A 25,606-nucleotide genomic window follows, 5' to 3' on the forward strand; every position below is an offset into this window, starting at 1 on the left:
TTATCCTCGATTTTGCACTGCTGAACATCATCTTTTTAGCTCTGCATTATTTCAGTCAGGGTTCGCTGCAGCTGCCGCACTCCTATTCCCAATTGCTGCTGCTGATGAATGCCGCCTGGCTGGTGATATCGCTCTTCAATCATAAATTTACGTTCAAAGGGCTGACCGGCTTGAGCGATATTTTGCTGATGCTGGTATGCACCGCCCTGCCGATGCTTTTCGCTACCTCGCTGACCCTGGTCATCTGGGACCTGCGCGATTTCGCCCGCCTCCACATTCATCGGCACTTTCTCCCTGCTGCTGCTGGCCGAGATCCTCATCGCCGGGCTGATCTACCCGAATCTGCACCGGCACATCGCGGCATCGGCCATAATCTCCCGGCGGAGGTCGGCACGGCAGTCCATTCCCTTTGCGCTGACCGATCTGCTGCTCTTCATCCTTTTCTTTGCCGCTGTGCATCAGCTCAAGTACGGCACGACCGCGATGGATTCACGCAGCTGGATGATGCTGGGCATCATGGCGGGGATGTGGCTGCTCAGCGCCGAGTGGACCGGCAAATTTATCAAACACCAGCATCCCAATTTTTACTATCTCTTTGAGCCCTTTGTCAAGGCGGCCTTTATCATGACCGCTTCGACGGCGGTGCTGATCTGGGACTTTCAGCTCTTCGCCTACTCGCGCACCCTGCTCCTGGCGCCGGTCCTGCTGCTGCTGGCGGCCGAGGCGCCCCTGGCGCTGATCTGGATGCGCATCCGTTCGGTCAAGGCGGAGGAGCGGGACGTGGAAGACGCGGCGGCCGTCAGCCTGCTGCTGGAGGAAAAGGAGCTAGCGCTGGCGCCGGCGGGCGAATTGAAAGAGGCGGCGCGGCACCGGCTGGAAAACCACTTTCTAATGAAAAATCTGCTTGTTGGTTAATTCAGAGAATTGACCAGGTTTTTTCGACTCAATGATGAATTCTCCGTAACGGCATCTATTCATCTCTTACGGAAGGTCAGGTATCACTCGGGGAGGGGGAAATGCTGTTTTTCGTACAGGTTTTACAGCCGGCAGTTGCGGCTGCCAGGCAAAACTGGAGGGTGATGAGTCCGCGCAAACTGGCATTTTTTGATGGGCTGCTGCTGAATGTGCTCTTTCTGGCCATCCACTTTTTCGTCACCGGCACTCTGCGCCTGCCAACTGTTTATTTTAAACTGCTACTGCTACTTAACAGCGCCTGGCTCTTTTTTTCCTTGCTGGAACACAAGTTTTCGCTGCGCCATATCCATTCATTTGCTGAACTGGCGTTCAAACTCGTTCAAATTACCCTGCTCATGCTGCTCGCCGTCTCGCTGCTGCTGACTATTCAGGACGCCCGCGATTTCAACCGGCTCTATATCCTCGGCACCTTCGCCGGCTTATTGCTTGGCGAGTTGTTCATCGTCGGCCTCAATTATCCCCGGGTTTATGCGGGCATGCTGCAGGCGGCGGAGCAGGCGCCGGCGCGCATGCGCTACCCCTATTCCATCCCCCTGATCTTTCTCGACCTGCTGCTCTTTATCCTGCTCTTCCTGTTTGTCTATTTTTTCAAGTATTCTACCTTCGAGCTGGAGCTGCGGCACTGGCAGCTCTTTGGCATCATGACCGGCATGTGGGTGCTCAGTGCCAAATGGACCGGGAAATTCGAGAAACGCAATCACCCCAGCTTTTATCACGCCTGCGAGCCCTTTGTCAAGGCCGCCTTCATCCTGGCCGCCGCGGCGGCGCTGCTGCTATATTCCTTCCATATCTTTAATTACTCACGCACCATCCTTTTCGCTCCGGTGGCCTTGCTGCCGCTTTTGGAGGCCCCGGTGGTGCTGATCTGGCACCGCGTCCGCTCGGTGGAACAGCCGGCGGACGAGGAGGATATCGAGAGCGCCCAGGGCATCCAGCGCTTCCTCGAGGAGACGGCCCTGGAGGTCAGTGCAGCGGATTCCTTCAGCGAATCGGCGCGCAGCAAGCTGGGCGAGTATATCCTCGTCAGCCATCCGGCCCTGCATGCCCTGATCGAACGGCGCTGCAAACTGGACACTATCGCGGTCGAAGGCCTGGAGGTGATGGATACCCGCACCTCCTTCAACGTCCATACCCTCGAAAACCAGTCGCTGCAGATGTTCGTCAACCTCCACCGCGTCAACGATTTCCGACGGCTCAATTACTATTTCCTCGAGGTGCATCAAAAACTGGTCAAGGGCGGCTATTTTATCGGCCTCATGGACACGGTCGATGCCGCCATGCTGCGGCTGCAGAAGAAATATCCCAAATATATGGCCTATGCCCTCTACGGTCTCGATTTTTTCTGGCGGCGGATGATGCCCAAGATCCCCGGCCTCAACAAGATCTATTTCTCCATCTCGCGCGGCCGGCGCCGCCTCTTCTCCAAGGCGGAACTGCTCGGCCGCCTCTATTTCTGCGGTTTCCGGGTGCTGGCCGCCGAGAATCATGAGGGCCAGCTCTATTATGTGGCGCAAAAGGACAAGAAACTGAAACATGCCCAGGATCCCTCCTACGGCATGCTGATCCGGCTGCCGCGTGTCGGCTTTCAGGGGCGGCCTATCCTGCTTTACAAACTGCGCACCATGCACCCCTATTCCGAATTCATCCAGGCCTATGTTTACAACCATCACAAGCTCGACAACGGGGGCAAGCTCAAGGACGATTTCCGCGTCGCTGCCTGGGGCAGGCTGCTGCGCAAGCTCTGGCTCGACGAGCTGCCGCAATTGATCAACTGGATGCACGGGGACCTCAAGATCGTGGGTGCGCGCGCCCTCTCGCCGCACTATTTCAGCCTCTATCCCGAGGATCTGCAGGCGCTGCGCATCCAGTTCAAGCCGGGGCTCATCCCGCCTTACTATGCCGACCTGCCACAGAGCCTGGAGGAGATCCAGGAGTCCGAACGGCGCTATTTCGCGGCCAAGCTGGCCCATCCCTTCAAAACGGACTGGATCTATTTCTTCAAGGCGATGTATAATATTCTCGTCAAACGGGCGAGAAGCAAGTAAGGCCGTTCCTACCCTGGAGAAGCAGGGTGGGAACGAGAGAATGGGCGGGTGGGAACCAGCGTAACCAGAGTAATCTGCGGGTACGAACCGGAGTATAACCAGGCATCCATGAACAGGCATCTGCTGCTCGCACTTTTGACACTCCTTCCCCTTTACGCCCGGGCCCAGGATCAGGCTTCTACTTATTTCGATACGCCGGCTTTGACGCCTTTCCTCGGCTATGCCGTGCAGTCGGGCCGGATGCAGCTCCCCTTCGTCCTCAACCAGCCCTGGACCACCCTCGAGGTCCTCCAGGCGGCGCTCGGCAGCGCCCGCAAGGGCATGCCCCCCTGGCAGCAGCATTGGCTGCGGCTGCTGATCAAAGAGATCGCTTTGTACCATCGCGTGGAGAAGAACGAAACCGACGGCTTGGGCTATCTCGGCGCTCAGGGCTGGTACCGAGGCTTCAGCGATGATGCGGATCAATGGACCGAGGCGCGCGGCGAACTAGAGGGCAAATTCACCACCCCGTGGTTCGTCCTGGCGCAAAAGACCGTCCTCGACCAGCATTTCAAATTCGATCCCGCCTTCAGCGGCGACACCGGCGAGTGGATCTACGGCCGGGCCGAAACCGGCTATCTCCTGGCGCAGTACAAGGGCGCGGCTTTTTTTCTCGGCCGCCTCAGCCGCAACTGGGGGCCGCCCGGCGAGAAGGGGCTGATCCTCTCCGATAACCCCTACAGCTATGATACGGCCGGTTTCCAGCTCGGCAGCCGGCGCTTCCGCTTCTCCTTTTATACCAGCCGGCTCAACGATATGCACGGCATCGATACCCAGTCGGCTGACTCCACCTGGAAGGAGTATACCCGCTTTTGGTCGATCAAGCGCTTCGACCTGGCGCTGCGTCCCAATCTGCAGATCGGCCTCGCCGAGGCGGCGGTCTATGGCGCGGTTAACGGCACCTGGCAGATGATCTATCTCAACCCCTTCAACCTCTACTACGTCGAGCAGCGCAACAACCGGGTACAAATGAACGGCCTCTGGTGCGCCGACCTCTTCTGGAAGCCCGCTCCCCGGTTCACCCTGTACGGGCAGTATCTCATCGACGATATCATCGTCAATAACGAGCCGGGCCAGAACGACCGCGCCCGCCACCCCGACCGCATGGGGGTGACCGCGCGTGTGGTGGTCAGCGATCTGCCGGCCGCGGGGGCGCAACTCGGATTCACCTATACCCGCATAGGCAACTGGACCTACATGTCCTACCGCAATTATGAAAATTATCTTTCCAACGGCCTGAGCATGGGCTATCCGGCCAACCGCATCGAGCAGGCGGGGATCGATCTCTCCTGGTTCGGCTGGAAGGCCTGGGCAGTGCAGTTGCGGGCCGGTTATGCCCGCCAAGGGAGCCAGGATCTGACGGCCCCCTTCGGCGACACGCGCGAGTCCTTTCCGCTCGGTGTGGTTTCTTACTGGACCCGCGGCGAACTCTCGGTCAGCTATGTGCCCGCAATCTGGTGGGATGCGCGGCTCTTCGCCGCAATCGATCACCGCGATGCGCCGGCGGCCGTGGATCATTTCCGCATCGGCGCGGTATTGCATGTAAAGTATAGTGTGGCGGGGCGATTTTAGGCGGTTACAGGGATTCGCTGCGGGCATTATGACGTCAGTTCGTTACATATGTAAAAAATGTGTTGCATTTATGACTTTTATAGATTATTTTAGTTTACCACAAATCCATTCGGGTGGGGCTACATGGGTGTTTTTTTCATCGGGGCACTGGGGCTCTGTGGCGGACATTCTACCCTCAACCAAGCATCCTCTGTCTATGCATCTTTTGCCTGCATAATCCATTGCTCAACTTCAGCTGATACCGGTTTCCATCCCTTACTCTCGAGCAATCTCCCACCCATACGGAGCATTACATTATTGTGCCACCACACCCGTCATCCATAACCTCGGTTCCAGCAAGGGGAAATCATGCCTCCTGAAGATGCTGCCACGGCAAAAGAATGGGAACTGCGCGACTATCTCGATCTTGCCCTCCGGCGCAAAACGGTGATTCTTATAGCCTTCATCCTGACCTTTCTGATCACGGCGGCCTATCAGCTTACGCGGACGCCGGTCTACAGCGCCTTCACCTCATTTATCATCGACGAGTCCGCCAGCAGCTCCGGCGTCGGCTCGGAGCGCTATAATCCCTATGCCTACTGGATGGAACGGGGCAAACCGATCGAATACTACCAGGCGATCATGGGGAGCCAGGTCTATCAGGTCAAAATCAGGGAGCGGGCCGGCCGCGATGCCGATCTCCTTGGCACGCCCGGCGTCACCCGTGAGCAGATCGACCGCGCTATCGCCAGCATCAGCCTGGGGATGGATGAAGAATCCAAGTTGATGACCATCTCCGTGCAGGCGTTCCATCCGCTCGTGGCCTTTAAAGTGGCGCAGATCGCCACCGATGTCTTCCGCGAGCGCAACCAGGAGATCGATGTCGAAAGCGCCCAGGACGTAGTGCGCTTCATCGACAAACAGCGCCAGGAGGCCCAGGACCGCCTCGAGGAAGCGGAGCGCGCCCTGCAGCAGTACAGCGGCGCCGGCCAGGTGGTCTTTATCGGCGACGACGGCGGCATGATGAGCAAGGTCGCCCAGGTGGAGTCCATCCTGGAACAGGCCGAAACCGAGCGCCGCCTGGCGGAGAGCAATTACGCTTCCTACACCATGCAGCTGGAGGCTGCGGGAAAACAAGGCAGCCTGCAGTCGGCCGAATCGTTCCCCGAGGTGGCCGACCTGCGGAAACGCCTCGATCAGCTCGAGGACCAGCGCAATGCCCTGGCGGTCGCGCCTCAGGCGGACAGCCTTGCCGCGGCGGAACTGGACCGCAAGATCGATAGCGTCAAGGCCGAGCTGCGCCGCGCTATCCTCGCCCATTCGACCGAGGCGATGCCGACCGAAGACCGGAAGACCGATGAGATGCGCTCGATGCTGACGCAGAAAGTGGTTGCCGAGCAGATCAACCTCAGCTCGACCCGCAACCGCGAGCGCTTTTATAACAACCTGCTCGAGGAGTACCGCCGCCAGAGTCCGGAGCGGCTCGAAAAGACGATGGAGCTGGCGCGGCTGCGCCGCACCCAGGCGGTCCACCAGAATCTTCTGAATTATCTCGTCGAGCGTCATGAAGAGGCCAAGATCAAGGCGGCGACCGGCGCCGGCGGCCTCCGTATTGTCAATCCGGCGGCCCTGCCCGAGCGGCCGAACTCTCGCAATCTGCCGCGCACCCTGCTGATCGGAGCGATGCTGGGCCTGGGGCTGGGATTCGGTCTCGCCATGCTGCAGGAGTATCTCGACCAGACCGTGCGCACGCGGCAGGATCTCGAGCGGCTCACGGGGGTGCAGGTTGTCGGCCAGATCCCGCTGGCCATCAAACTGAACGGCAACAACGGCCACACGCCCCGCACCGGCAGGGTCCGAGCCATGCTCGAAAAGCAGAGCAAAAAGCGGATGGATGGCCAGGGGGAAACGCCCTATTATCCCCTGATCAACAAATATGATCCGCATGCACCCTTTGCCGAGGCTTTCCGCAGCCTGCGCACGGATCTGCAATTCTTCAGCATCGACAAGCCGCTCAACAAGCTGCTGGTCACCAGCTCGATCCCCGGCGAGGGCAAGACCCTGGTGACCGCCAATCTGGCCATCTCCCATGCGGAGCTGGGCCACAAGGTGGTGATCCTGGATGCTGATATCCGCAAGCCCAAGCAGCCCACGGTCTTCGGCGTCGATCGCAAGCCGGGTTTCACCGATTATTTTATGGATCTGGTGCCTTACGAGAGCATTGTCCGCCATCTGCCGGTGCGCGGCCTCGATCTGATCCCCTCGGGCACCGTCCCGCCCAATGTCGGTGAGGTGCTCAACAGCCAAAAGATGGCCGATCTGGTCGAACGGCTGGAGGCGGAATACGATTTTGTCCTGGTCGATGCGCCGCCGGTGCTCAGCATCAGTGATGCCAAGGCGCTCTCGCGTATCGTCGAGAACCTGCTCCTTGTTTTCCGTTTCGCCAAAACCGAAAAGCATTATGTGCGCGAGGTGGTGGCCAATCTGCGAAACATCAAAGCCACGATTATCGGCTTTGTCTTCAACGGCATCGAGCTGGGCAGTGGCAAGGGGTATTACAAATACTACTATTACTCCGAGTACCGGGAAAAACTCGACACGCCGCGGGTTGTAGAATCGGCGCAGGTGAACTGATGGTGGAGCACTGCCGCTGGTATTCTATCGGAGATATTACGCTGCAGGTCGAGAGCGATCTGCCTTTTTCTTCCAATACTTTCAGTGATAAACTCGAGCTCTTTCGCATAGCTTCACCCGGTCCGGACGTGGTGACCGTGCGCCACCATTTCGGTCTGCCGGATATGGCCGGTTGGGATCTCAGCCGGGAGAAATACCGCCGCGAGCCCTGGGCGATCTACCAGACGGATAAGGGATGGATTTACCTGGGGATTCTGCCGCAGGGATTCGGAGAAAAGCTGTGGAAGGTGGTGGTATTTAGTCCGGAGCACTCGCAGGCCGATATCTATCATCCGGATGAGTTGGCGTTTGTCCAGGGCGGCGCAACTTCGTTGACCCTGTTTCCTTCGGATCAGATTTTGGTGGCGCGGCTGCTGGCTGACCGTTCCGGATGTTACCTGCATTCAGCCGGGGCAATTCTGGACGGCCATGGAATGCTCTTTGTCGGCCACTCCGAGGCGGGCAAATCGACGACCACGCAAATGCTGATCGATGCCGGGGCGCGCGGAGATCTGGCGGCGGAGATCCTCTGCGATGACCGCAACATCGTACGGCGGTTTGATGACGGCTGGCGGGCTTATGGTTCCTGGAGTCATGGTGATATTCCTGTGGTCTCCGCCGCCTTGGCGCCGCTGCGGGCAATCTGTTTTATTGAAAAGTCGGCCAAGAACAGTTTGACGCCGTTGACCGACCGGCAGGAGATCATCCGGCGATTACTCGCCTGCGTGATCAAGCCGTTCGTCACCGCGGAGTGGTGGGAGAAAACCATCGATGTGGTGGCGCAGCTGGCAGCGGAAGCCAGGTTTTTTCTCATGCGTTTTGACAAGAGCGGTAAAATCGTCAGTGATCTGGTCAGGATAGCTCGTTCATCAGAGCAGAACGGCTGAATTTTCCAGAAACGAAAGTTGGATCAGACCAGATTCGGGAGGGAATTTCTTAAATCATGTCGTATGTTCGACGATTGTACCCTCATGAATTCCATGCCTGTCACAAGGAGCCGCTGCTCGAGCATCTTGATCTCGAGTTGACTGAACGCTGCAACAACGCCTGCATCCACTGCTGTATCAATCAGCCCGAGCACGACGCAGAATTGGCGGCCCGGGAGATGGATACGGCGTTTGTCAAGTATCTGTTGAGGCAGGCAGCTGATTTAGGTGCGATTTCTGTTCGCTTTACCGGCGGAGAGCCTTTATTGCGCAGTGATTTCACCGAGCTCTATCTCTTCGCCAGACGTTTGGGGATGCAGGTGACGCTCTTTACCAACGGCCGGCTTATCACTCCGGAACTGGCGCAGCTGCTGGCGATCATTCCGCCCGGCAAGCCGGTGGAGGTGACGGTCTATGGCATGCACCCGGAATCCTACGACGCCGTGGCTGCCTGTCGAGGCGCTTTCGCGGAATTTTGGCGCGGCATCGGCCTGTTGCAAGAGTATGGCATTCGTTTCACGGTCAAACAGAGTCTGCTGCCGCCCAACCGGGGCGAGAGAGCGGAATTCGAAACCTGGGCCGCGACGCTGCCGGAAATGAAACAGCTGTCCGGATACAGCATGAATTTCGAGCTGCGCGGCCGCCGCGATCATCCGGCCAAAAACCGGCTCATCGAATCGTTCCGTCTCACGCCGGAGGAGACGGTGGCCCTGCTGGCGGAGCGTCCGGGATATATCGATGAGATGCGCCAGTTCTGCAGCAAATTCATGGCTCCCCCAGGAGAACTGGTTTTTCAGTGCGGTGCAGGCAAGGGCGTCATGGTGGATGCTTATGGCAAAGCCCAGATGTGTATGGGGCTGCGCCACCCGGATTATGTCTACGATTTGTACCAAACCGCTCAAGCGGAGGCTGCTGGCATATCACCACTGAAATTTGCATTGACACATGTTTTTCCTGAATGGCGCGAAATGAAGGCAGCCCACCCGGAGTATCTGAGCCGTTGCGCCCGTTGTTTTCTCAAGGGGCTGTGCGAACAGTGTCCCGCGCGTTCATGGCAGGAGCATGGTACGCTGGATACGCCGGTTGAGTATCTTTGCAATGTCGCTCATGCACAGGCTCGGCACCTGGGCCTCCTTGCAGCTGGCGAAAAAGCCTGGGAAGTAAAAAACTGGCGCGAGCGCATCGCCCGGTTCAGCAGCAGAGAAGCAGGTAAAGTTTTCAAAATGGAACTTAATGAAAAAAGGATAAATGATGGAAACCGCTCTCAATTTGAACAGCATCTGTACGCCGTCGGAAGATATCGTGGCGCGGGAGATCGAAGGCGAGTTGATCATCATCCCTCTTGCCGCCGGAATCGGCGATATGGAGGATGAGCTATATACCCTGAACGAAACCGGCAAGGTGATCTGGGGCCGCATGGATGGGAGTGCAACGCTCGGGCAGATCGCAGCAGCATTGGCCGATGAGTACAATGCGCCCTTGAATGAGATCGAGCAGGACGTGTTGGGATTGGTCAACGAAATGGTTCGACGGAAAATTATCCATGCAAAATCATAAATCATGAGTTTTAGTTTTAATGTCTAATTCATGCTGGAAATGATCCGGCGTAATCACTCTTTCAATCTTAGCGGAGGAAAGCCAAGATGAAAACCAATGCAAATCAGTGGAAAAAGCCGGAATTGCTCGTTCTGACTCGCAGTAACCCGGAAGAGGCTGTGTTGACCGGATGTAAAAATGTGACTATTAATGGCCCTAAGTCCGGACAGAAATACTGTCAGGGGCCAGTAGCCCAGTGTACGAACGTAGCTGGCAGTTGAAAACGGCTGAGAAGGATCACTCAAGCACCTGGTTACTGATAAAGTAACAGGACTTCCAAAATCCTGAGAAGATATCATGGATTATTCAGGGTTCAGGAGCATGCGGAAGCAGTGTGCACATTTGTAAAGCAACCCCCGCTTCCAATGGAGAAAATAAAAGCGACGATGTCATCGTGATCCATAAACACCCCCAGCGTAATCTGATCGTCTGAATGGAGGACGAATTGAATGCGCCTGGGCAAGATTGCAAAGGGGATGCTGCGCCGGTTGCAGGACAGGGCGATCTATCGTTCTCTTTGGCGAAAGCTTGCCCCTCAACTCACGCTCCGAGAGGCATCAGACAGAGATTTGCTCCTCGTTCATCAATGGCTTAACGGCACCAGGGATTTCGAGCTGCAGCGCTCCCCGAACTTGACCGAATGGGTGGCTCTTTATCGTGGTCACATTGTTGGCTTTGTCCAACTGATTCGTTATCCGCAGGATAATGAACTTTATCAGGGGTATTGGCTTTTCAGCATGAATGTCAAACCGCTCCGGCGCGGAATGGGAATTGGCAGTGCATTAACACGAACCGTAATAAATCGTGCTTGCGATGAAAGTGCGCCTTTTCTGGATTTGCTGGTTTTCGAGGATAATCTGCGCGCAATCAGGCTCTACGCCAAAATGGGATTTGAGCCCTGCATAATCCCGGCGCTAGAGCCCTCACTTGAAAAGGAACGGGAAGTATATGGCCGACGCCGGCTGGTGATGCGGAAAGTATTCTGATTTTCAGAACCAGACAAACCACGTTAAAATATTACTTTGGAAAGAGCATTTTTGAATTTGAAGCAGGTGGAACTGGATTTTCGTTCGGCTAAGGTGACATTTCAGGGCACATGCTCCGAGGTGCGCGAAGTGTGTTAAGCGTGATGCTGCCGCAATGATTGGGTTGTCGGCATAACAGCGGAAGAATACGCGAACGGATTATTCCAGGCTCAAGTGATCTGTTCCTTGACCAACAAAGAATGTAAAAGGTCGGATGAAACCTGCCGTTACCGCATCTATCGTCTCAGCAAACGCACCGATAATAGCTGTGTCTATCTTGAGGACAATCGCTGCTCCAATTATGAAATACGGCCGCAGGTATGCCGCGATTTCCACTGCCAGACAGGTTGGAAGCTCGCTTCGGTCTTTCCCGATTCCAGCGTATTGGGAGATGGAGGCTCGACGCTCACCCTGGACCGTTTTCTCGACCAGATCACGGATGACGCAGTATTTGTGCCGCATCCGCTTATCAAGGTACATGCTGTTTTTTACCTGCGGCCCAAACAGTCTATTATTTTTGTTAAAGAGATGGTTGGCGGTTGCGGCAAATTCAACAGCAGAGATGATCTATATTCTCCGCTGCTCGATGATGACAAGTTGATGCTGTTGATCGGCCTTTTTACATACAAGGAAACTTTGGGGCAGCTTTTCACGAGATTTACAGACCAGGCGGCTGTTGCCTTGAGTCGCAGAGAGTTTCTCACACTGGTTTGGCTGCTCAATAAACATAATATCGTCATTGATTCGCGCAATTTCAGGGGCATGCTGGCCGGCATGGGCGGAATTGAGTAACGAAGGCTGTCATATCACGTTCATCAGTGATCCTTCACGGCAAACCCTGCCCAACCCGGAATTCGCTGAACTGATGGCGGCGGTTCTGGCCAAGGGCACTCTTTTCAGGTTTCAGGCCAGCGGCAGCAGTATGGCCCCCTTCATCAGAGGGGGGGATGTACTTACCTTTGCGCCAATCACCAAACCTCCTGGTCTGGGGGAAATAGCAGCTTTTCGTCAGCCTGTAACCGGGCGGCTGATGGTGCACCGGATCATCCGCCGGCGTCAAGGTCTTTTTCTTATCAAAGGTGATAACAGCTGCCATCATGATGGTTGGGTGCCCTCAGAGAATATTCTTGGCCGCGTTAGCCGCATTGAACATCGGGAGCGAACGGTTCGGTTGGGCCTGGGCTGGGAGCGCATTCCGATCGCAGCACTCTCACGGCTCGGCCTACTGTGGCCCCTCTCACAGGCAATGCGCCGGCTGTTGCGGCCGGTTTATAAAAGGTTTTTTGCATGACCCATACGTCATCGATAGAGATTCAGGATTTCGCTCTTTGGCAAAAACTCGAGGCCAAACGCGCCCTCTTCAGCTTTGACCTGGACCTGACCGCCCGCTGCAACCTCAACTGCCGCCACTGCTATATCAACCTGCCGGCGGGAGATGAAGCGGCCCGGGCGAAGGAACTCTCCCTGGAGGAGATCGGCCGCATCGCCGATCAGGCGATCGAACTCGGCGCGCTTTGGTGCCTGCTCACCGGCGGCGAGCCGCTGCTGCGGCCTGATTTCCCCGACATCTACCTCATGCTCAAGCGCAAGGGGCTGCTGATCTCGCTCTTTACCAATGCGACCCTGGTGCGGCCGGAGCACATCGCGCTGTTCACAAAGTACCCGCCACGCGATATCGAGGTGACCATCTATGGGGCCTCAGCCGCAACCTATGAGCGCGTCACCCGCCGGCCAGGCGCCTTTGCACAGTTCATCACCGGCCTCGACGCCCTTTTCGCGGCCGGCATCAGGGTGCGCCTTAAGGCGATGGCCCTGCGCTCCAATCTTGAGGATATGGAGGCGATCGCCGCCTTCGGCCGCAGCCGCACCAAGGATTACTATCGCTTCGATCCCCAGCTGCACCTGCGCTATGACCGCGATCCGGTGCGCAACGAGGAGATCAGGGCGGAGCGGCTCACCCCCGCAGATGTGACGGACATGGAGAGGGCCGACGCTGAGCGCTTCGGTTCGTTGCTGAAGGGCTGCGATGAGCTGATAAACGAAGCTTTCACCCATGCCGGCTGCGACCATCTTTTTCACTGCGGCGCCGGCAACGGCAGCTGCAGCATCGGCTATGACGGAACCTTCCGCCTCTGCCAGTCGCTCTGGGCGCCGGGCACCACGGCCAACTTGCGCGAGGTGCCGCTGCGTCAGGCCTGGGAGGAACTGGTGCCGCGCGTGCGCGACCTGCGTTCCCGGGATCCGCAGTTCCTGCAAAGCTGCCGTGCATGTGCGATCGTGAATCTCTGTCTGTGGTGCCCGGCCCACGCCCATCTCGAGACCGGGCGGATGGACGGAGAAACCCCCTTCTTTTGCGCCGTCGCTCATGCCAGAGCGCAAGCGCTACAAAGCGCAATATTTGACGAAAAGTGAATTATTTACTTGCTTTTCGCTGGTTTTTTTTCTAATTTCAGTTAATAGGGGAAGTGTGGGGAAGTACCTCTTTACGGTTATGCTGCTGTTGTACCGCATCCTTTGCCCGCCATCCTGACCGTCCAACCCCCCTTTTAACGCCGCACTGCATCGTGTCCGCAACCTTGTCAGGACCTTCATGACGATCCGACGCATCCTTGGCTTGTTCTTTGTCATCATGGCCGGAGCCGCACCGGCGCAGAGCGGCGAGTTCGGTGATCTCTATGCCCGCCTCGCGCGTCACGGTTTCGAGAATCTGCGCATCGCCGCCACGGCCGACAGCGGTCTGGCCATCGCCTTTGAGAACCGTGTTTACCGCCACGATCTCAAGGCCGTCGGCGAGATGCTAAAGCTGGCCGGCCAGGCCGATTCAACCTGGCAGCGCCTGTACATCATCCCCTGCAGCCGCGGCGTCGCACGCGGTCAGATTATGGTGCTGCGCGCCGCCTACCGCGCCTTCATGGACGGCTCGATGGATGCCCCGGCTTTCAGCCGGACGCTGGTCATCGGCGAAGCGACGCAACAGCCGGAAGCGGCGGTGCAGGCCTGGCAGAACCGCTCCTTTTTCAAGCTGGATCTCAATGTGACCTTCGGCCACCAGATCCAGCTTGGGCAGTATGACGACCGCGTCAAGCTCTACGGCCAGGTCCAGCCCGGACTGCGCAGCCAGCTATGGCACGGCACCCTGGTCCAGGCGGAGGCCTTTATCCCGGTCTTTGACGAGATCGGCGTCTATGATACCGGCGCCCGGCTCGGCCGGCTCAGCGTCAGTCAGCTCTTACGCCTGCCGCGCGACAGTTATCTGGCCCTTCAGGGCGGGATCTTTATGCCGGAGCGCTGGGGCTTCTCGGGTGAGACCGCAAAATTCTGGCTGGGCCGCAGGGTCCTGACCGGCATCAAATTGGACTATACCGGCTTTTTCTACCATAGCGAGGGCACGTGGTATTACTCGAACATGGACAGCCTGACCTATAAAGTCTATGCGCAGTATTTTCTCCCCAGCCTGGATATGATGGTGGGGATCGATTACAGCAAATATCTGATCGGCGACAAGGGACCCTGCTTCACCCTGCGCCGGACGTTCTCTGAAACCGATATCGAACTGTATTATGCAGTCACCAATCTCGACCGCTTCGGCGGCGTGCGCTTCCGTTTTCCCCTGCCGACGCAGCAGCGGATGCGTCCCGCCCGGGTGCGCCTGACCTGGCCCAGCCAGTACGGCATGAGCTACCAGGCCACCAGCGAAGCGACGCGCTACGAGGGGGTGCTGCAAACCGGGCTCAGCGTGGATCCGGGTTTTGCTATCAGCGAGTTCGTCAAACCGCTCACTCCGGCGCATGTCCTGGCCAATATCAAGGGGTGGCGCGAGGGGGATGACACGGCCAATGAATGATACCGATATCAACCTAACAGGGAGGAAACAAACCATGAAACAATGGCCAAAAATCGGGTGGGTACTGGCACTGTTGCTCATGGTGCTGGCCATCGGCTGCGAACAGGTCTCCGATCCCGGAACCGTCGCACAATTCCAGACGGCGAGCAACGCGACTTTGTTCAGCACGGCGACCGGCGTGAGCAAGACGACCTTTTATTCCTATGAAAACGTCCTGCTCACTTTCGAGGATCTCTATCCCAATGAACAGACCGACGTGCAGATCATTCGCAAAAGCGACGGCCATATGATCAAGCGTATGCTGGTCATAACCGACGGCACCGGCGCCATCCGCGATCTGCCGATCTGGTTTTTCAACAACTACCGCAAACCGGGCGAACTCGGCGGCGAACATAACTTTTTCGTTCACCTCGAGCAGCCGGGCGTGGACCGGCCCTGGAAAATCTTCACCATTCTCTTCCACAGCCAGGAAACGTTGCCCTCCGATCCGCAGTTGCGGGTGACGGATGCGGCCGGCAATTTTGCGGGCGGTGCATTATTTGTCGGCAACCCGGTCTATGTCGCCGGCAGCAAGATCGGCGTCAAAGCCACCGTACAGCTGCTGATGGTGGCCGACAAGAGCATCTATACCACGGGCGATGTGCTCACCGACCTGAGCGACAATGGCATCGAGACGACCAAGACCGAGAAGAACGGTCTGCTCGGGCCGGTCAAAATTTGCAACGCCGCGGCGGTCGGAGCGTATGATATCGTCGCCGATACTGCGCCCTTTGGCGTCTACAATGCGGGCGACGTCGTCAGCGATGCCGCTTTCCCCGGCCTCCTGGTTCAGAACCATTCGGGTGCAAGCGATATCATCCAGGACATCGCCTGCGATGCGACCGGTTTTTACAAGAACCAGTTCGATTCGCTCGAAATCGTCTATGCCAAGGTGAACGCGCTCACCCGGCCCGGTTATGTGCCGAGCGAGTTCGTCAATCTTTTCATCACGCCGCACAAACCGGTCTGGAACAAGGGGGACGCCCTCTTCAGCATGCGCACCGTCGGCACCTTTGAGATGCCGGTGCAGTGCATCTGGAACGGATATGCCGGCTATCTGCCCCTGATCCGCATGCACGGTGGCAGCCTGGCCAGTGACGACGCCCCCATCAGAATGTGGCCCGGCGAATATGATGTCATCCTGGACGTCGACCGCAACTATACTTATGATCCCGGCATCGATATCCTCGATGGCGGCGCGGCGCCCGGTTTCACTGTGCCTGGCAAAGTCCCGCCCGTGCGCTTCGCCGTCACCGCCGATAATGATTTCCTTGGCCGTGAGGCCGGAAATCCGAACATCTGGGGTTATTTCCGCGACCAGATCAGCACCAAGGTCTGGGGCGTGCTGGTGGATAAAGACGGCATTCCCATCAGCTCCATTCCGGTCAACTATGCCATCACCTCCGGTCCTGGCAGCCTGAGTGCCGCCTCGGCAGTCACCGGGCTCAACGGCGGCGCCTGGGTGGTCTTTTCGGGCGGCACGTATGGCGCCGGCACAGTGGTGCAGCTCACCTGCCGGGTGAACGATGTGGATTATACCAAGAGCATCCGCATTTTCCGCAAGATTCCGTTCAGCCACAATCAGGGCGTCATCGTGCACAATCAGGGCACGGTGAGTGGCAATTAGGCCGGTCTTTTCGCCTGCCCCCGCCGGCGACAGGGCGAGGGCAGGCGATCAAGGCTGCAGCATGGTTGGCGCCGCCCGGCGTCCGGGCGGTGGCCGATGGCGTGTGATTTTATGGGTTGGTTTCCTCCTGCTCATAGCGCCCGGACTCTGTCCGGGCGTTCTTTTTGCCCAGAATGCCTCGGTCTTTGGTTACAGCGGATTGATGCTGGTCCCGGTGGCGGATCTTGCCCCGGATGGCGAGATCACCGCAGGGATCAGCCGCATCCCGATCCTCTATGCGAACTGGTTTCCCAACCGGCGAACGGTGATGTGGGGGCGGATCGGCTTTCTGCCCTTTCTCGAGGCGGGGGGGATGTTCGTTCGGCCGGATCATTACACCTGGGGCTTTGGTGACCGTTCGGTCTATCTCAAGCTGCAGATTCTGCGCGAGCACGGGCGCTGGCCGTCGCTGACGCTGGGCGCACAGGATTTTTTTGCCCTGAAGGCCTTGCATTGGGAGACCGCGACGGCGCAGCATTTCGGCGCGCTTTATCTGGTGGCTTCCAGGCATACGACCCTGCGCGGCGTGCCGCTGCATCTCCATCTCGGCTACGGGCCGGACTGGCTGGTGGCGCGCACCAAAATGCTCACCGGGCTTTTCGGCGGGGTGACCTGGTCGCCGCAGCGGATGGTGACGCTGCTGGCCGAGTATGATGCGAAGTCGCTCAACGCCGGCGTGCGGTTGCACCCGGCGCGGTTCCTGCAGCTGCAGTGGGCCTGGTGGCAGCTGCGGGTGGTGACGGCGACCCTGGCGCTCTCGGTTCAGCTTCAGTAATCCCCCCGTACTCCTCTCCCTCCTGTTCCCGCCCGCCCCCGCTCGCGCGCACCCGGCGGAATTTTCTCCCCGTACCGGTTGTTGCCCGATAAAAGCACATCTCTTGAAGGCCGATCCCGATGACTCCACGATTGCGCTCCCTTCGCAAGCTCACGCCCCGTCAGCTGCGCGAGGAATTACTCCCCAACATCCTGAGATCGATCCGGCTGGTCTGGCAGGCCTCGCCCTCCCTCTTTATGATCAGCACCCTGCTGCTGGTGCTACAGAGCGTACTGCCGCTGGGCATACTCTACACCAGTAAGCTGATCCTCGACGGAGTCGCCGCGGCCCTGAAACCGGGCACAGCCGCATCGACGCCGCCCTCGCTGCTTTTTCTTGCCACGCTGGTGGCGGGACTGGTCTTTCTCCAGGTGATGGCCAGCAGCTTGCACGACTGGCTGCAGCAACACCAGTCCGCCCTGGTGCAGGAGAGCATCATGGAGCGGCTGCATGCAAAATCGGTGGAGATCGATTTCGCCTACTACGAAAATCCCGAGTTTTTCGATACCCTGCATCAGGCGCAGCATCAGGCGATCTACCGGCCGTCGCAGCTGGTTGGCCGCCTCCAGAACATCATCCAGCAGAGTCTGACCCTGGCCGGACTGGTCGGCCTGCTCTTCCTCTTTCATTGGTCGATTCCGCTGCTGTTGCTGCTGACCCTCCTGCCCGCCCTGCTGTTCCGCCTCCATTTTGCAGATGTGCTCTTCGAGTGGCGCCGCAAGAGCAGCAATCTGGAACGCAAAAGCTACCATTATCACTGGCTGCTCACCGACAAGACGTGGGCCAAGGAGGTGCGTGTTCTCGCGGTGGGGCGTCTGTTCCGCCGCCGTTACCGCGCCATCCAGCGGCGGCTGCGCGTTGAGCAGTTCCGTATCAACGGCCGGCAGACCCGCGGCACGCTGATCGCCCAGCTGCTGGCGACAGCCGTGGCATACGGATTTTACATTGTGCTGATCGGCCGAACCCTGGCGGGGGCCATCACCCTCGGCAGCCTGGTGATGTACTTTCAAGCCTTCCAGCAGGCTTTGAATGCCTTGCGGACGCTTTTCACCGGGATCGGGGATATTTACGAGGACACCCGGTTTGTCTCCCAGCTCTTTGCCTTTTTCGCTCTGACTCCGGGTGTGGCGCGGAGTGTGCCGGTGCGTCCGATGCCGGCGGTCATCCGGCACGGGTTGACGATCGATGGCGTCTCCTTTCGCTACCCGGCCAGCGGGCGCTGGGCGCTGCAGTCGGTCTCGTTCACGGCCGCCCCGGGCGAACGCATCGCCCTGGCCGGGGCCAACGGCTCAGGGAAGAGCACCTTGATGAAGCTCATCTGCCGGCTCTACGACCCCACCGAGGGGCGGATTCTGATCGACGGTATCGACATCCGCGAGTTCGAGCAGGTTGAGTGGTGGCGCCGCCTGGCGGTGATGTTTCAGGATTTTGAGGAATACAACCTCAGCGCTCGTGAGAATATCTGGCTGGGGGACATCCGTTTGCCGCTACGGGACGGGCGGATCGAGACGGCAGCCGACCTCTCGGGCGCCAGCAGAGTGATCGCCGGGCTGCCGCAGGGCTATGAGACCATGTTGGGTAAATGGTTCGATGAGGGGGAGGAGCTGAGCAAGGGGGAGTGGCAGCGGATTGCGGTGGCGCGGGCCTTTCTGCGCGACGCTCCGATCATGATCTTTGACGAGCCCACCAGCGCCCTCGACGCCCGCAACGAGTACGAGATGCTCAGTGCCTGGATGGAGCGGGTGCGCGGCCGGGTGGCGATTCTGATCAGCCACCGCATCTCAACCCTGCAGAGTGCGGACCGGATCATCATGATGCACCAGGGGCGTATTGCGGAGGTCGGGAACCACGCGCAGCTCTGGTCCGCCGGCGGTCCCTATGCGGAGTTGTTCAACCAGCCGGTGCCGGGGCGGCCCTGACGCCATCCCCTCTTGCTCCCACCGGCCATTGCCGCGGCAGGCCGCGCCGCGCGTTAACCTGCTTCTGTCCATTCGCTTCCGGTATTTAACCGAAGAGCCATCAGGAGGAAATCCGCATGGCAACATTCCGAAAAATATTGAATGATCGGGAAAAAGAGGGTGAAACCGGTTATTTTTCCGTTTTGCAGAACATGTCGGAAGAGGCCCATAAATCCTGGCTGGGTCAGACCGGGCAGGTTTGGGGATCCTATAATGGCGTTCCTCATCTCACCAATGTCGAACGCAATCTCGACCATCTCGCCGATGATGGACTCAAATCCTCTTTCAGCAGCACAGAAATTTTTGTCCTCCTGGCGGCGGCACTGCTGCATGATATCGGCAAGCTCACGGTCAAGGATCCGGAAAAGGAAGCGCACTACATCCAGTCCTGCACCAAGATATTAAAAGACTGGTATTATCTCAGGATTCCCGATCTCGAATGCGCGCACTGGATCGCCGTTCTTACCTGTGCGCATGGCTGGCCCTCCCCGGTCCCTCCTCCGGATTGCCCGGCCCTGGCCGGGGATCTTTGTGCTTTATGCTGCAGCGGCGGCGGCGTCCCCGGGTTCAGCGAGCTGGATTCCGACCCGGTGGCCCTGGACGGTCCGGTGCGTCTACGCTGGCTCGCTGCGCTGCTGCGCATGGCCGATGAAGTTGACAATCAGGTCGAACGCGCTGTGCCGGATTGGCTGCGGGACAGCCTGCCCGGGGAGGACCCTGAGCTCTCCTGGCGCAGGCACATTCACGCGGTGCTTTTTGACCATGCCGGGCAGTGCATCAAATTGTGCACGCTCTCCCTTGATCCGAAGCGGTGGAATAACAAGCAGCTGTCGTTTCTCGGCCAGGCGGTCGGCAAAATCGATCTGGTGCTGCCTCTTTTATTCCCTCGAGCAGGAGCCGGAGTGGATCATCGAGCATCTCAAGAGTCATCATTACTTCAATGAAAATAACGCGCTTACCATTGCGCAAAATGTGCTCGACCTGGAAGACTCCGCACACGCCTATTTCGCTTTGAAATCCATCGCCAACAAGCTGCTCCTGCCCAAACTGACCCCAAGAGCGGAAGGCTATCGCAATCTGCCGCCGGAATCGCTCTTTCAGCGCCGTTATTCTGAACTGGAAAAATCGATCAACTGGCTGACGAATAAGGGGATCGTGCCCTTCTTTTTTATCGACAGCCTCTCCGCCTTCGCCCCGACGCCTCTGACCCGCAACCAGATCCACCGGCTGTTCACGCTCTTCCGCTCCGCTAACATTCCTTTGCTGGTCACGCTCGAACGATTGCGGCATTGGGCGATCAAGGAGGAAGAGATCCCGTTCAATGTGGCGCGCTATCTGGCGGATATCGTCATCAAGCTCGATGAAGCGCACCGCAATGATTATTATTACCAGACCATCGAAGTGACCAAGACGCGCTACAACCGCAGGATTCTCGGCCAGCATCTCCTCAAGCTCAAATCGGCGGAACAGAGCGCGACCAAGTCGTTTGATCCCAGGCTGGGGATCGTGATCTACCCCTCGATTCACAACCATCTGGTACACAGCAGAAGCACTCCTAACGAGAAGCGCCTGCTCAGGTTGGATATCCGGGATCGCCTGTTGCCTCTGGGGATCGGGCCCACGGATGCTGACAAGGGTAGGGGGGAGGACGCAGCGGCTCAGGAGCGTGAAACCAGTCCGGCGCCGCCGGAAGGGGTGCCGGGGCCGGCCGCTTAGCCAACAAGCACTCTGCGGTAATACCGCGGCCCTGCCATTCAGCCAGCAAGCAGGAAGCTATACCGCCGGGGCCGGCACTTTAATCCTGAAATCACTCATTCCCCTTGGCTGCCCGGCACCCATGGACCCGTAATTGCTGGTCCATCCCTATTCATTCCGTCCTGTCGCGGCAGCTGGTGCGTGCCCGTCCAGCCTGACGGCTTGGACGCGGTGGCCTCTTTCGCGCCCATCCATCTGACCCCTTCTGGCATCTTCTTCCATCCCCCCATAATCCGCTCACTTTGGGCGGCCTGCAGTGTCCTTGCCTTTCCCCGATCGCCCCGGTTTACCTCTCTCTGTAATTCTGATATCCCATTCCCGATTCTTTATACCCGCTTTTGTACTACCGCGCCAGCAACCTCATAGGTATCGTTTGCTTGAATTTCAATGAGTTCAAGTTCAGCCTGGGCGACTTCTTTCCGCAATTCTTCCATGTTGGTGAAAGAATGGGAAAATTCCCGGTTAAATTTAAGCATGTCGCCTTTTTCATACTGCACATTGCCAGCGCAAAGCCATGCCAGCATCTTTTTGATTCTGTCTGTACTTGCGGAACCGGTTGCCTGGGGATGCCATGAAAACTCAAAAACAAAATAGCCCCCGGCCCTCAGTGCACTGCCCACTCGCTGTAGCAGCTCGATTCGCTTTTTTCGTGTTGGTATGGAGGAATACATCGCTGAGGAGAGCCAGGCTAAATCGAATCTGCTTGCCGGCACATTCAGATCGGTGATATCCTGGACCATACCGGAAATCTGCACACCACGCCTTCGGGCATAGGCTATTGCCGATTCGACCATTTGGGGAACATAATCAATGCCTGTGATCTCAAAACCTCTTTTCGCCAAAGAGATTGCTTCCCGTCCTCCTCCCAAGCCGAGCAGGAGCACGTGCCCTTTTCTCAATCCGGTACTAGTCAGCAGCGATTCTTCCAGATCTCTCAAACCGGAGTCGTTTCTCTGCTCATCACACCAATAGTTAATTTCATCCGGATTTGAGTAAAACCGCCTGCTGAATTCAACGAGGTCATCCGGACGCATAACGATCACTGCGCATGATTGGATAAATTTTCCAAACTTGATAAGAAAATTTGCGGCCTTGATTCTCAGTTTCATAGAGTCCGTCCATCTGTTGATCTGCAGCAGAATGGAATTGATGCAAGCAAGAGGCAATCTCGTGCAGATTTCAGGAGTGAAATCGTTTCAACTGGGCCATGAGCAGGGGTTCAATCTGTTCAGCCATACTGCGCGGGCAATAGCCGCTATCACAGGAACGGCTTATGGTCACGATGACCGGCTTGATTTTCTTGGCGATTAGAATGGTTATCAACCTTTGCAGTTCACACTCAATATCGGCCATTGCTGGCAGATGGGAAATATCACGTGTTTTTTTGTGCGCGATTCGTGCGAAATAGCGCTCTTCTCGCTCAAAGAATTCAAAATTCAGTCCACTGAAGGGAAGTGTCTTTTCTGCTAGAAAAAGGGCTTTGTTGTCGAATTGAAATCGGGTGACCTCCAACTCATAGCTAAAATGATTCGTGATGGAGTCCCGGCAGCAAAAATAGTCCAGGTCAATATCCAGTATGACCTGTCGGTTCCGGGGCAAGTGCCGGGCTTCGCCAGACCTATAATAATAGGGGGTCAGATCAGGGATAGCTTTATGGAGGAGGGGATGCGCAGCGCGGCTTATCTTTACTCCATGTTTGATTACCGTACCTTCGCCGAAAGCCGAACCGATTGTGGTAAATTTACGAGCGGGTTTAAACTTGCGCCATCCCGGATAAACGAAATAGACATTTCTGATAACGCCGCTAAGGATAGCAGGGAGAATAAAAGTGGATATCGTCAGTTGACTGAAGGTAAACCGGCGATAGAATTCCAGTATTGCAGAATCACTCTGTTCTTTTGGATAAATGGACTCGGAAAACTGGAGAGGCGGGGCCATGTCATCGTGAGCATCGATGTGAACCAGATCCGTTGCACCGGCAAGATACCCTTCAAGTCTGGCTTTATGCCAGAAATAAAAGGCTTCATGATGCTCGTTGAAGCAAAAAATTGGGAGATCCTTTTTCCCGGACATCCACTACCTTTAATAAAGCAGTCAAGGGTAATCAAATATCCTCTCACCGGCGCATGCACCGGTGAGAGGATGCAGTCCCATCTCATCAGCCGTCGGGAATTCGGCAGCCGGATGCAATGAACAGCCCCTGGTCTACATCGTACAATACCGGCTAACGCCCCGGCGTTTACTGCGCCGGAAGATGCTCCGGTTTTTCCAGCTTTGCTTCGGACTTAAGATGCGGCGTAGGTGTCACATTGAACTGTGTTATTTCTGTTTACACAGATCGCGCCGGCCGCCTGGTCCGGCATGTTCCTTGGATTGGGATTTTTACAGTAAATTTTTTGCAGCAGGTTTTCATCCGGGCGGGCGTGGTACAGGATGACCAGTTCGGGTTTCTGCCATTGTTTTTTCATGATCATTTTCTCCTTTATTTAGGGACTTTGGATTTTCCACTTTCAGACTTGTGCGGATGCAGGCTGTCTGGTAGTCAGCGATGGCCGCTGCAGGTCTTTTACCCGGTGTTGCCAGTCAGCAACCATCCAGGATTTTTCACCTTCGGCCAAAAGGCCGATGAGTCTGGCCTGGGCATGTGTTAGACGGCAAAAATGTTCCAGCCACCCATCCAGTTTCCGCTCTTCCATCCAGGAAACCGCCGGGCATTGCTCGCATAGATCGACGAGAAAACAATGCGCGCAGCGTTCATGATACAGCTTATCCTGAGCCTCAAGCTGCCTCACCTTTGGGAAAAATTGGCGAAAAGCATCATGCAATGATCCCTTTCCCAGATCATATACAGTGTCAGGGTGGCGCAACAGCAAACACATCTGTAATTTTCCATAGGCATCCGCGCAGCCTTTGTTGATCCCGGCATTACATCGGAATAAAGCAGTGCCATGGACCTGGCAGAACCGGGAACAGAAAGCCTTGAGGCCATCGATCTGAGCTCTCTGATCTCTCGACTCCAGCTCCAGTTGAAGTGATGGAGCGATGCGGAAGGTTTTAATCTCTTCATTGCGTTGTACATCCCTTCCCCTGCATCTCAGATGAAGGGTGGTCACCTGTGGCTTGAGAATATTCAAGTCTTTACGACTCTCGGCCCAGGCCTCAAATGCGAGGAATGTACCTTTGCTCAACGGGAGCAGAACAGGATTGATCACAAAGGGTATCTTGTAGGTGGTCAGCAGATCAATCCCTTTAAGCACGGCTTTGTATGAATCCGGCGTGCGGGATATGGACTCGTAAGTTTTTTGATCTTTCCCGTACAGCGAAATTTGCAGAGGATGACCGGCCGGGAATCGGGAAAGAATCCGGGCCAGTTGTGGTGTAATTCTGGTTCCGTTGGTGAAAATTTCCACCCTCAGTCCGAGCTTTTTTGCATACACATAGATCTGCTCAAAATCTTCTCTGAGCAGAGGCTCCCCTCCGGTGAACCGGATGTTCTGGCATCCCAGGCAGAGAGCTTCCTCCAGAATCGTTTGAATTTTGTCGAAAGCCAGTTCCTGGTTGATGGATGGATCATCCGCTGGTCGATTGATATAGCAGTGAACACAGTCGTTGTTGCAGCGTTCCGTGAGTTCCATATCCAGCCGTGTGATGAGGCGGCCTTTGGTACCCGAGATGGATGGAGGGAGGGGCATTCTTCGTATGTAGGAGCTGCCTGTCATACCTTAAATTCCCTCAGGAGATCCACTACCGCCCCGCTTTTGTCAAATTCAAGGCTTCGGCATGGCACTTCTTTTATCAAGTCGTTGATAACTGCAAGGGTCTGATGCCACCAATCGGAAGTGCCAAGTGGTCTGATGGCTTTGATCGTGCACGCACTCAACCTGCTGATCAACTGGGTTTTGTCATGAATCGGCAACAGGCGGTTTGTTGCGGCCTTGTCCAGCAAGAGAATGGCTTTTAAGGGAGCGGAATCAGGCGAAACGATGGATACTTCTCCATGATGCCAGGTGCCGTGAATACGGAAACCGGCCGAATCTTTTCGCACGATAATTCTGTCATCACAAAGGATTTTCGCCTGGCCGGCGAGCATCTTCACCATCGTGGATTTTCCGGCCGTGGAATGGCCTGGAAAGAGAAGACCTTCGCCTTCCAGATCGACGCCAGAAGCATGAAACATGCAGCCATGGCAGGTTGCCAGCACTCGAGTGATAAAAAGTTGATCCGTTTGAGAAAATGATAATACGGCAACATGGCCGTCTCTGAAGATATCATCCCGTTCATTAAAGATAACCAGATGAGTAAACGATGGATGTACGAATGCAACCTGCTGCAAGGGGTTCGATTGATTGTCAAGCAGCGTGCAGAAGAAAATCCATTTATCAGGATGCCGGTAGATGGTCAGGTTCTCGCGCTCGAATACCTTCCGGCCCAAATCTTGTCCTTCAATAATCGGCAGGCCAAAGTGATGTTCAATCCGGACCATGACTTCTTTCGGCTCTGCAATTTCGAAAGAAGAGATATTCGGGCTGAATGTTTCATCTGAAAGCGGATAGTCTGAATCAACCTGAATTGTCATTCCAGCAGTACAATAATACCGGCTAGTTGATTTCATACATCCGCACCTTGTGCCAACTGATTTCTGTGGATTCCAGTTTCGCCCATTGTGGGAAAGCTTGCCTGGATCCGAGAATAGTAATCCG

General features: G+C 56.7%; 22 protein-coding genes. 16 read left to right on the forward strand and 6 right to left on the reverse strand.

The annotated features are described in order from the left end of the window. Positions 1 to 35: 35 nt before the first annotated feature. Positions 36 to 281 (reverse strand): hypothetical protein, encoded by a 246-nt coding sequence (locus PLH32_15225; GenBank protein HQJ65961.1) that lies wholly within the window; start codon positions 279 to 281, stop codon positions 36 to 38. A 202-nt stretch (positions 282 to 483) separates the two neighbouring features. On the opposite strand from PLH32_15225, the gene PLH32_15230 reads away from it, so the two are divergent. From PLH32_15230 to PLH32_15305, 16 genes are all read left to right on the forward strand, one after another. Then, the gene (locus PLH32_15230; GenBank protein HQJ65962.1) at positions 484 to 915 is read left to right on the forward strand and encodes a hypothetical protein; all 432 of its coding nucleotides are present in this window, start codon (positions 484 to 486) and stop codon (positions 913 to 915) included. A 101-nt stretch (positions 916 to 1,016) separates the two neighbouring features. Beyond that, positions 1,017 to 3,020 (forward strand): sugar transferase, encoded by a 2,004-nt coding sequence (locus PLH32_15235; GenBank protein HQJ65963.1) that lies wholly within the window; start codon positions 1,017 to 1,019, stop codon positions 3,018 to 3,020. Between the two features lie 108 nt (positions 3,021 to 3,128). Beyond that, positions 3,129 to 4,631 carry a hypothetical protein gene (locus tag PLH32_15240; GenBank protein HQJ65964.1) on the forward strand — a complete coding sequence of 501 codons (1,503 nt, stop codon included), beginning with the start codon at positions 3,129 to 3,131 and terminating at the stop codon, positions 4,629 to 4,631. 348 nt (positions 4,632 to 4,979) lie between these two features. Next, complete coding sequence (locus tag PLH32_15245; GenBank protein HQJ65965.1) at positions 4,980 to 7,244, forward strand: polysaccharide biosynthesis tyrosine autokinase; 2,265 nt, start codon at positions 4,980 to 4,982, stop codon at positions 7,242 to 7,244. Further along, positions 7,244 to 8,170 carry a hypothetical protein gene (locus tag PLH32_15250; GenBank protein ID HQJ65966.1) on the forward strand — a complete coding sequence of 309 codons (927 nt, stop codon included), beginning with the start codon at positions 7,244 to 7,246 and terminating at the stop codon, positions 8,168 to 8,170. The genes PLH32_15245 and PLH32_15250 overlap by 1 nt, the downstream gene beginning before the upstream one ends. Positions 8,171 to 8,307: 137 nt before the next feature. Continuing rightward, positions 8,308 to 9,582: a radical SAM protein gene (locus PLH32_15255; protein ID HQJ65967.1), complete on the forward strand. Its 1,275-nt coding sequence runs from the start codon at positions 8,308 to 8,310 to the stop codon at positions 9,580 to 9,582. Then, positions 9,536 to 9,766: a PqqD family protein gene (locus PLH32_15260; GenBank protein ID HQJ65968.1), complete on the forward strand. Its 231-nt coding sequence runs from the start codon at positions 9,536 to 9,538 to the stop codon at positions 9,764 to 9,766. The genes PLH32_15255 and PLH32_15260 overlap by 47 nt, the downstream gene beginning before the upstream one ends. Positions 9,767 to 10,254: 488 nt before the next feature. After that, positions 10,255 to 10,791 carry a GNAT family N-acetyltransferase gene (locus tag PLH32_15265; protein HQJ65969.1) on the forward strand — a complete coding sequence of 179 codons (537 nt, stop codon included), beginning with the start codon at positions 10,255 to 10,257 and terminating at the stop codon, positions 10,789 to 10,791. Between the two features lie 225 nt (positions 10,792 to 11,016). Continuing rightward, on the forward strand, positions 11,017 to 11,622 hold the full coding sequence (locus PLH32_15270; protein ID HQJ65970.1) for a hypothetical protein: 606 nt from the start codon (positions 11,017 to 11,019) through the stop codon (positions 11,620 to 11,622). Between the two features lie 495 nt (positions 11,623 to 12,117). Then, on the forward strand, positions 12,118 to 13,242 hold the full coding sequence (locus tag PLH32_15275; GenBank protein ID HQJ65971.1) for a radical SAM protein: 1,125 nt from the start codon (positions 12,118 to 12,120) through the stop codon (positions 13,240 to 13,242). Between the two features lie 178 nt (positions 13,243 to 13,420). Next, complete coding sequence (locus tag PLH32_15280) at positions 13,421 to 14,674, forward strand: YjbH domain-containing protein (protein HQJ65972.1); 1,254 nt, start codon at positions 13,421 to 13,423, stop codon at positions 14,672 to 14,674. 34 nt (positions 14,675 to 14,708) lie between these two features. Beyond that, positions 14,709 to 16,340, forward strand: a complete 1,632-nt coding sequence (locus PLH32_15285) for a hypothetical protein (protein ID HQJ65973.1) — start codon at positions 14,709 to 14,711, stop codon at positions 16,338 to 16,340. A 103-nt stretch (positions 16,341 to 16,443) separates the two neighbouring features. After that, positions 16,444 to 17,154, forward strand: coding sequence for a YjbH domain-containing protein (locus PLH32_15290; GenBank protein ID HQJ65974.1), 711 nt, complete (start codon positions 16,444 to 16,446; stop codon positions 17,152 to 17,154). Between the two features lie 119 nt (positions 17,155 to 17,273). Then, positions 17,274 to 19,112: an ABC transporter ATP-binding protein gene (locus PLH32_15295; protein HQJ65975.1), complete on the forward strand. Its 1,839-nt coding sequence runs from the start codon at positions 17,274 to 17,276 to the stop codon at positions 19,110 to 19,112. A gap of 116 nt (positions 19,113 to 19,228) precedes the next feature. Beyond that, on the forward strand, positions 19,229 to 20,095 hold the full coding sequence (locus PLH32_15300) for an HD domain-containing protein (GenBank protein HQJ65976.1): 867 nt from the start codon (positions 19,229 to 19,231) through the stop codon (positions 20,093 to 20,095). A gap of 28 nt (positions 20,096 to 20,123) precedes the next feature. Beyond that, complete coding sequence (locus tag PLH32_15305) at positions 20,124 to 20,867, forward strand: ATPase domain-containing protein (protein HQJ65977.1); 744 nt, start codon at positions 20,124 to 20,126, stop codon at positions 20,865 to 20,867. Positions 20,868 to 21,232: 365 nt separating this feature from the next. On the opposite strand, the gene PLH32_15310 is transcribed toward PLH32_15305, so the two are convergent. The 5 genes from PLH32_15310 to PLH32_15330 form a co-directional block, all read right to left on the reverse strand. Next, positions 21,233 to 22,015, reverse strand: coding sequence for a class I SAM-dependent methyltransferase (locus PLH32_15310; GenBank protein ID HQJ65978.1), 783 nt, complete (start codon positions 22,013 to 22,015; stop codon positions 21,233 to 21,235). Between the two features lie 70 nt (positions 22,016 to 22,085). After that, complete coding sequence (locus PLH32_15315; protein HQJ65979.1) at positions 22,086 to 22,979, reverse strand: UPF0489 family protein; 894 nt, start codon at positions 22,977 to 22,979, stop codon at positions 22,086 to 22,088. A gap of 212 nt (positions 22,980 to 23,191) precedes the next feature. Further along, positions 23,192 to 23,374 (reverse strand): hypothetical protein, encoded by a 183-nt coding sequence (locus tag PLH32_15320; protein HQJ65980.1) that lies wholly within the window; start codon positions 23,372 to 23,374, stop codon positions 23,192 to 23,194. Positions 23,375 to 23,416: 42 nt separating this feature from the next. Next, positions 23,417 to 24,625: a radical SAM protein gene (locus tag PLH32_15325; GenBank protein ID HQJ65981.1), complete on the reverse strand. Its 1,209-nt coding sequence runs from the start codon at positions 24,623 to 24,625 to the stop codon at positions 23,417 to 23,419. Then, complete coding sequence (locus PLH32_15330; GenBank protein ID HQJ65982.1) at positions 24,622 to 25,518, reverse strand: hypothetical protein; 897 nt, start codon at positions 25,516 to 25,518, stop codon at positions 24,622 to 24,624. Before PLH32_15330 ends, PLH32_15325 begins: the two co-directional genes overlap by 4 nt. Positions 25,519 to 25,606: the final 88 nt, after the last annotated feature.

The organism is bacterium (assembly GCA_035419245.1).
In the GTDB taxonomy this organism is placed as follows: domain Bacteria; phylum Zhuqueibacterota; class Zhuqueibacteria; order Residuimicrobiales; family Residuimicrobiaceae; genus JAKPUX01.

Bases quoted from the DNA above. Each gene is read 5' to 3' on its own strand.
- PLH32_15225 (HQJ65961.1), bottom strand. From the start codon at position 281: ATGAATGTGGAGGCGGGCGAAATCGCGCAGGTCCCAGATGACCAGGGT.
- PLH32_15230 (HQJ65962.1), top strand. From the start codon at position 484: ATGGATTCACGCAGCTGGATGATGCTGGGCATCATGGCGGGGATGTGG.
- PLH32_15235 (HQJ65963.1), top strand. From the start codon at position 1,017: ATGCTGTTTTTCGTACAGGTTTTACAGCCGGCAGTTGCGGCTGCCAGG.
- PLH32_15240 (HQJ65964.1), top strand. From the start codon at position 3,129: ATGAACAGGCATCTGCTGCTCGCACTTTTGACACTCCTTCCCCTTTAC.
- PLH32_15245 (HQJ65965.1), top strand. From the start codon at position 4,980: ATGCCTCCTGAAGATGCTGCCACGGCAAAAGAATGGGAACTGCGCGAC.
- PLH32_15250 (HQJ65966.1), top strand. From the start codon at position 7,244: ATGGTGGAGCACTGCCGCTGGTATTCTATCGGAGATATTACGCTGCAG.
- PLH32_15265 (HQJ65969.1), top strand. From the start codon at position 10,255: ATGCGCCTGGGCAAGATTGCAAAGGGGATGCTGCGCCGGTTGCAGGAC.
- PLH32_15275 (HQJ65971.1), top strand. From the start codon at position 12,118: ATGACCCATACGTCATCGATAGAGATTCAGGATTTCGCTCTTTGGCAA.
- PLH32_15280 (HQJ65972.1), top strand. From the start codon at position 13,421: ATGACGATCCGACGCATCCTTGGCTTGTTCTTTGTCATCATGGCCGGA.
- PLH32_15285 (HQJ65973.1), top strand. From the start codon at position 14,709: ATGAAACAATGGCCAAAAATCGGGTGGGTACTGGCACTGTTGCTCATG.
- PLH32_15295 (HQJ65975.1), top strand. From the start codon at position 17,274: ATGACTCCACGATTGCGCTCCCTTCGCAAGCTCACGCCCCGTCAGCTG.
- PLH32_15300 (HQJ65976.1), top strand. From the start codon at position 19,229: ATGGCAACATTCCGAAAAATATTGAATGATCGGGAAAAAGAGGGTGAA.
- PLH32_15310 (HQJ65978.1), bottom strand. From the start codon at position 22,015: ATGAAACTGAGAATCAAGGCCGCAAATTTTCTTATCAAGTTTGGAAAA.
- PLH32_15315 (HQJ65979.1), bottom strand. From the start codon at position 22,979: ATGTCCGGGAAAAAGGATCTCCCAATTTTTTGCTTCAACGAGCATCAT.
- PLH32_15320 (HQJ65980.1), bottom strand. From the start codon at position 23,374: ATGAAAAAACAATGGCAGAAACCCGAACTGGTCATCCTGTACCACGCC.
- PLH32_15325 (HQJ65981.1), bottom strand. From the start codon at position 24,625: ATGACAGGCAGCTCCTACATACGAAGAATGCCCCTCCCTCCATCCATC.
- PLH32_15330 (HQJ65982.1), bottom strand. From the start codon at position 25,518: ATGAAATCAACTAGCCGGTATTATTGTACTGCTGGAATGACAATTCAG.